Genomic DNA, 6,930 nt, shown 5'->3' on the forward strand with positions numbered 1-6,930 from the left:
GCCCGCCGCAGACGCAGCATGTGTTTTGTGTATCCCCGGCGGCCCGGGTCGCGCACACGGGTCTGGCAGGCGAAGAACGGCTGAAAGCCTTCCCGCTGCAGATTTTCCAGGACGGTAATGGTGGGAATGTACGCATACCGTTCACTGCGGGAGGTGTGCCGGTCTTCCCCAAAAATACTGGGTACATGGCGTATCAGTTCTTCATGTGTCAGCGGACGGTCACGGCGTATCTGGTTTGCAGCATAACCAAAACGACTTGCTAATCGCATACTTTGCTCCTTATCGGTGGTTAAGATTTACTGGTGCAATAAATGAAAAAAGCCGCGTCTCCCGGAGAAGACGCGGCCTGACGGGTGAAATGAATAAGGTTTATTGTCTGAGAGGCCTTTCACTGGCGAGCCACGCATTAAGCGGCTTTCCGGTAACAATGGCTGGGGCTGTATTTACCTTTGATATTAATAATGTGCAGAGAAACGCATGGTTTACTCCTTAGATTTTAAGTTTGTCCTGGGCTACAACGACAGGTTTTCCGGATGTGTCGATGACTCCTACCGTCGGTACGCCATTTTTGATTTCGAAGAACGGTTTGTTGCTACCTGAGCACAGTTGATTGTCCCCGTATTCAATCATTTGTGCTTTCCCGGTTTTCAGGTTAACTACCGAGACAGTGTAGTCGTAGCACCCGGCACCACCACGTTCAAGCACGAAAACATAGCTGTTATCTTTATAGTTGAACTGATTCTTTGTCTGGCAATTCATACCGTCAATTTCGGTACAGGAAAACGCTTCTGTAGTATTAACGTATTTGATGTTATTTGGCAGTTTTACTTGTTTCGCAGTAGCGAAGACAGAGAACAGAATAGTTACAGCAACGAGTAAAGTTTTGATAAAAGTTTTCATGATAGACTCCTTAAATTAGTTAACCGCAGCTACGTAGTTTTTCACCAGATACGCGAATTCATGCACGCCAATTTCACCGAACCAAACCAGGTAGGCCGGGTCATCTAAACCAAAGTAACGGTAGCCAACAACTTCATGGGTTTTTGGGTTATAGAGTGTTACGATAAAGTCCCAGCCGCAGGTATTGGCTTTGCAACCGTCGCCCTGGAACCAGACTGTACCGTTAATGTTTACTGGCGTGATACCTCCACCAGGGCCATCCATATAGCCGCCTTTACCGAACATGCCGCTCAGTCCGACCGGTTTTAATGCTTTGTCGATAGCGGCTTTGTAGGTAGCGTCACCTTCGTACAACTCGTACGTTGATGGACACGCTCCAGGTTGTTCAGCCCAGGCTTCCGGGTTACAACTAAGAGCTTGTTTTACGGTAGCCGCTTCTGCGTTAAAGTTAAAGCCCGTGAACAGAACCGCCAGAAATAACATAAGGGTATGTAAACGTTTCATTGTAAATATTCTTCCGTTGTAAATGGCGCTGGAAAATTTCTCATCAGTGAAACCTTCCGGAAGTTTCCCCCCCTTGTATGATGTATATCGCCAGTATTTTATTTCATCCCGGCTGTAATTTTTATATTCCCCGGCACGTGCAATAACGCTGACCAGAGATATAAGGCTCATTAATAACTTTACAGGTAATTTCATAATTAAATTTCCAGTGAGTGAATTGACAGGTGAGGGGTAAAACTTTCTCTCAGGTAATATATATCTGAAAATATTTTCAATAACACCAGACAGGAAAAACACCACCACAGGCGGTGGCGTTTCTTTGGGGCGTCTTTATTTAATCCGGGCCATCGCGTTTCTCAGTGCCAAATCTGCCTCTTCCGTTATATCCAGGCTTTTCTGCAATACCGCCTCTGACCGGGTCAGTGCCTGACGTGCTGCCAGCGGTTTCCGGATATGCTCCATCGCCAGCATCGTGTCTTCATAGCCCTGCTGACGCCAGGCGTCGGTATGTGCCGATGTAAAACTGAGCAGACCGCCGCTGTTGCCACCATCACCTGCATATTTCAGCCTTTTCCGGGGACGGATCTCAAGGATTGTGGTGTCCGGAAAAGCCTGGCGATCCCATAAAGAACCGTCACTCAGATGCGTCACAATCACCATATTGCATCCGGCATCGACCAGAGGCGTCACAGGGGTATTTCCCTGCATATTTCGCCATCCTCCCATACCACCATCACCGAACATTGTCCCCTGAACCTCACGGGGACGGAACAGCAGGGGCAGCGCGGCTGACGCAAGCAGAGCCTCTTTCTGCTGTCCGCGGGGCAGGCTCTGGATATGCTGAAAAACGGCGTTTTTCGTGGTTCCGACACCCAGTTCAGCACGAATGCAGTCAATAATATCCTGCATGCCCCCTTCTGTGGGGTACAGCGACACATACAGCGGTAGCCCGTCTGCCAGAGCATCAGTATCAAGATAATGATCCATCAGCGCTGTCAGGGGCTCATCTGACAACAACGGCTGAGCCATCAGATTGTCAAACCCGTTGATTGTCGATATATGGCGAAGAAGCGTCGTAAGCAGTGCTCCTGCACGTCCGGGGATCTGGCAGAGGTTCATTGCCTGGAACAATTTTTTCAGCAATGAAAAGTAAACCAATCTGTTTACCGACAGCACCTGATTATTCCCCAGATGATCCCAGAGCGCCTCCAGGCGTACGGCAGCTTCTGACAGATCGGGAGAGGCCGCGATAATGGCACCATTGAATGCGCCAATGCTGGCCCCTGAAACCATGCTGATCTGTGTACCACACTCTGCCAGTGCCTTAACCACTCCCGCCTGATAAGCGCCCACCGCCCCGCCACCGGACAGCACCAGCCCCGTTTTCATTTCTGTACTCATGCAGCCCCCTTCTGAAATATTTCATCGACCATGCTTTCAGAGAGGCGTTCTGCAGAGCAGAGGCGAGGCATGCGAACCGGTAAGTGTTCTGCAGCCTGCGTGGTTGACCAGATCACCGGATGCTGCTCTTCACTGCACCAGTCTCCCAGCCAGTTAATCGCGTCATGCCACTCGTTATCTGCCTGCTCCCGGCCCTGACCACCAAGCCAGTCCAGAGTGTTCAGACGCACGGTTGCACTACCGCCACTCTCCTGTGCCATCTGCGTTAATGCTTTATGTCTGAGAATATCCAGTAGCTGGTTAACCTGGCCTGTTTCGCTCTGACGTATCACATCACCAAACGCGCCCCAGCGAAGCTCTTCAAGTGCCACATAACAACGTCCGGCAGGGGAAAATGACGCATATCGCCCGGCGCTCCACCATGAGAATATCTGCTCAAGATGTAACTGCGCCCGCTGAACCTGGTCAACACGGTGGAGTTTTTCTTCAAGATGATTCAGTTTATGGTGAACCTGATCGGCCAGGGTGAGTAACTGCTCCCGCGTATCTGCGGAATAATGCGCCAGCCTGGCTGTATCACTGACCAGTGAACTGACCCTGTCGTTTACCTGGGTAATCGCGTAGTTTGTGGTGGCAAGTGACGTTGTCATCTCCGTCAGCCAGCGCAGGGACGCCTCAACGCCCTGTGCAAGCGACGCATTGATGGCATTCTGCCGTGCAGCGCCTTCGCCGGTCAGCCCCTCTTTTAAACGCCGGAAGAACGTGCGCTCTCCGGCCGTGCGGATATGCTCCTGTGCAACATCGATTCCGTTTGCGAAATCAACCACAAATTTTTCAGGAAGACAGGTGAGTACCTGACATACCCGGTTATCAGCAATTTGTTGAATAAATGGTGAAGTCACAGCATTGTCTCCAGCTCTTCCCTCAGCGCCTTACTGTCAGTAATGAGCTCAGGAACCCTTTCATTTAATGCCTGAAGTCGCCCGGTAAGTCGTTCCTGCGCCTGCTGATCGCGTTTATGATCTTCAGAGCTCTGAATCAGCGTGTTACGCAGTTGTTCAACTTTCTCCCTGAATGCGCAGAAAAAGGCATCGATTTCCTGGCGGACGGGCTGGTTAATATCCTGCTCAATGGATGCCTGCAGCTCCCCGAAATATGCCCGGGTCAGTGACATAACTTCCTCTCTGACCTTGTTGATATTGATCACGCTGCGACTCACATCCTCGTCATAGTTTTCCCAGCCCAGGTCACTGGTGCCAAACCATCGACAAACGGTTCCCCATACGCCACTCTGCCGACGGCGACGGGTGACGGTCTCCGTTCTTTCCTCCATAAGCGCACTCAGATTTATTTTTACCGCGAGCCGGGTCTGTAACTGGCTGACTGCCGGAAAACTGATTTTTACGGTAAAGCCCTCATCCTCCAGGCGGGCATTGATGCGACCGGCAATGTTTTCTGTGGCGTACAGGGCCGTGCCACGAAAACCTGTTTCAATCCCGCTGACGATTTTCTCCAGCTCAGGCCGGAACTGTGCTTCAGCCTCACGGTGCAGGCTGGTCACGGTCGATTCGATTTGCGTCATCAGTTCAAGGGCTTCCCTGCGATCACTGAATTTTATTTCGGGGCTGTCCGGGGCAAAATCTCGTTTCCTGTAATCCTCCCGGCCCTGGTTGTTGATACCGGACCATTGAGAAATTTTCCCCCATAATCCGGACTGAGACCTTCGTTGTTCTGCGTCTTCTTCCTCCAGCATTTGCTGTTCTTTGCGTTTACCGCTTCTGAAATAGTCATTCAGCTCCTCTTCCAGTGAGGTGCAGACCCCCGTCAGTAATTCCCGGGTTTTAGTATCGATCTCCTCCATGGCCATTCTGACATCAGTGGTCATCTGCTCCTGACAGTCCGCGATTTCCCGGATATCCGCAAGCAGGCTGGTGATATGCGACTGCAGTGACTGAATGCTTTGCTGTAGCCCCTGATGGCGTAACAACAGGTATTCACTGATATTTTCTGCATTCTGCATCAGTTTTGCGGCGGCAGAGTCAACCGCCAGTGCCGCAGCTCTGGAATGTGAGCTCTGTATGACTTCCGTTATCAGTTGATCGATAAGTGAGCCTTCCCACAGGTCTGTCGCCCCTTCAGTTGCCAGTTCACTGTCTTTACAGACGTATTCTTTTTTCATGCAACCGAAGGCACCTCTGATAAAATCATCGACCCAGGCTTCATCAACAGGAAGGGTTCCGTTTTTCCGTAACTCATGAAGCGCACGGTTAGCCAGGTATGCCTGGCGTGAGGATCCGGGATAAACGCGGGAGGCGGGCAGCACATCGCTGTTCAGCATTGCCGGAACTTTCTGGCGTACGGCATCTGCCCCATCGCCATTGCGGTCTTTCTCATCAAATTTATTGACCAGTACAAACAGGCGGCCGGCTGATACGTCAGCAATGGCATTAAGCTCTTTACGGACGTCTTCATCCGCTTTTGAGTTCATCTGGGTGTAATCCATCACAGCCAGAACCGCAGAGGCTTTCTGCAGTTGATCCCGCATCATCACTTCCATCTGCGGTTGTCCGGCCTCATTAGGGCCGGGGGTATCCAGCAGTGTGAGTGTTCCCTGGCATGCATCCATCCCCACCAGATGGCTGAATTCCACGTCGATCACCGGCAGTTTCTGCACTTCTGCGTATTCATCAAAAGGAAATTCAGTCCCCATTGCCGCAGCAAGACGAACCAGATCGTTTAACGATGCCAGTCCGGTAAAGATTTCCTCCTCCCCGTGGTATTCATTTTTGAGCCAGCCATCATCCGTCAGAATATCCAGCAGTTCGCGGGTATCCCCGGTTTGCTGCAGGGTCTGTGCGACCTGCTGTCCTGCCGGGGTGGCGAGTTTTTCCTGCAGTGTGATTAATAAATTGCGGACAGGCTGAATATGTTCCAGATGGAGAACCGGCTCAGTTTTTCCGGGAACGTGGCGGATGAGCGTCGGTACAGAGGTCATGGGGCGGTTACGGTTAGGCAGAATTTCCTGCCCCACAATGGCGTTGATGGTGGTTGATTTGCCTGCTTTCATCGTGCCGACAACAGCCAGCACCATCTCCCTGCGGGCGGTTTTGATTTGTTCGCCCTCCAGCTCCTCAATTCTTTTCAGTGCTTTCTGTTTATCAAAAAGCAGTCTGTTTTCGTTCTTACTGTCAGATAACACATCTGGCTCCTCAACCATTTGCCGGAGCAGATTAATGTTCAGTTGCAAAAGTCGGTCGGCTTCATCACAAAGCAGGGCGATGTTCTTTTCGTGCATTATTTAACCTTCCTAAGACGCATTTTCATGACAACCACGGAGGAGGTCATTTACTACAAACGATCGTTTATAACGATCGATATGATAGTAACGATCGATGTATTCTATTAACTTGAGAAACACAACGCAAGGGGACAACCCGGGTATGGCTGCGTTTGCATAGTGTTTTCATGGAGTTAAAAATCTGTAACAACAGCCTGGTACATCACCACCGGGTTCAGAAGAAAATCCAGTTCCATACCGCGCGGGCAACAGAGACCACCGAGTCACGGACGGCGCGCAGAACCGTGCGTGCAACAGAGGCAATGCAGACGCTCTCCGCCGTGTCAAATATCCGGTCCACCGCACCGGTAAACTGTTCACGGGCCTGAGACCGGACAGACTCCGTGCGCAGCTCGTCCTGCAGGCGGGTCATCAGGGGACTGGCGGCATGGTCGGGAAGTGCTGTCATGAGCGCACTGACCAGCGTATCCAGTTCCCAGCCGGTGCGGGCCGATACGGCAACAACCCGATGTACGGGCCGGAACAGACGGAATACCGCCTCCGTTTTTTCGCGAATGTTCTGTGCCTCTGCGGGAGAAGGCTGAATACCGGCCATATCCCATTCATGGCAGGGCTCCGTTTTATCGGCCTGCATCACCACAAACAGTACCCGCTGATGTCCCCGGTGCAGGATGTGTCGCCAGAAATACTCATCCACAGACAGGGCACGGTCATCGGCTTTAATCAGCCACAGTACCAGGTCCAGTTCGAGCAGAATGTCACGGTACAGGGCTTCATACTCTGCATCCCTGTCCCGGCTCTCGCCCACCCCGGGCAGGTCAGTGATA

General features: G+C 51.6%; 7 protein-coding genes. All 7 read right to left on the reverse strand.

Going from position 1 to position 6,930, the window contains the following annotated elements:
- A partial coding sequence (locus BEB54_RS27190) for a DUF932 domain-containing protein (protein ID WP_024251343.1) occupies positions 1-269 on the reverse strand: 269 nt, incomplete at its 3' end.
- Between the two features lie 220 nt (positions 270-489).
- Positions 490-900: a hypothetical protein gene (locus BEB54_RS27200; protein WP_001403444.1), complete on the reverse strand. Its 411-nt coding sequence runs from the start codon at positions 898-900 to the stop codon at positions 490-492.
- Positions 901-915: 15 nt separating this feature from the next.
- Positions 916-1,599: a hypothetical protein gene (locus BEB54_RS27205; protein WP_000775500.1), complete on the reverse strand. Its 684-nt coding sequence runs from the start codon at positions 1,597-1,599 to the stop codon at positions 916-918.
- Positions 1,600-1,734: 135 nt separating this feature from the next.
- The gene (locus BEB54_RS27210) at positions 1,735-2,805 is read right to left on the reverse strand and encodes a patatin-like phospholipase family protein (RefSeq protein ID WP_000102643.1); all 1,071 of its coding nucleotides are present in this window, start codon (positions 2,803-2,805) and stop codon (positions 1,735-1,737) included.
- Positions 2,802-3,707: a diguanylate cyclase regulator RdcB family protein gene (locus tag BEB54_RS27215; protein WP_000203535.1), complete on the reverse strand. Its 906-nt coding sequence runs from the start codon at positions 3,705-3,707 to the stop codon at positions 2,802-2,804. Before BEB54_RS27215 ends, BEB54_RS27210 begins: the two co-directional genes overlap by 4 nt.
- Positions 3,704-6,100, reverse strand: a complete 2,397-nt coding sequence (locus BEB54_RS27220) for a dynamin family protein (RefSeq protein WP_000544732.1) — start codon at positions 6,098-6,100, stop codon at positions 3,704-3,706. The genes BEB54_RS27215 and BEB54_RS27220 overlap by 4 nt, the downstream gene beginning before the upstream one ends.
- A 217-nt stretch (positions 6,101-6,317) precedes the next feature.
- Positions 6,318-6,930, reverse strand: a 613-nt coding sequence (locus BEB54_RS27225; protein ID WP_072268715.1) for a GTPase family protein, incomplete at its 5' end; no start/stop codon positions are given.

The sequence above is a fragment of the Escherichia sp. MOD1-EC6021 genome, assembly GCF_002965245.1.
Lineage (GTDB): Bacteria > Pseudomonadota > Gammaproteobacteria > Enterobacterales > Enterobacteriaceae > Escherichia > Escherichia coli_F.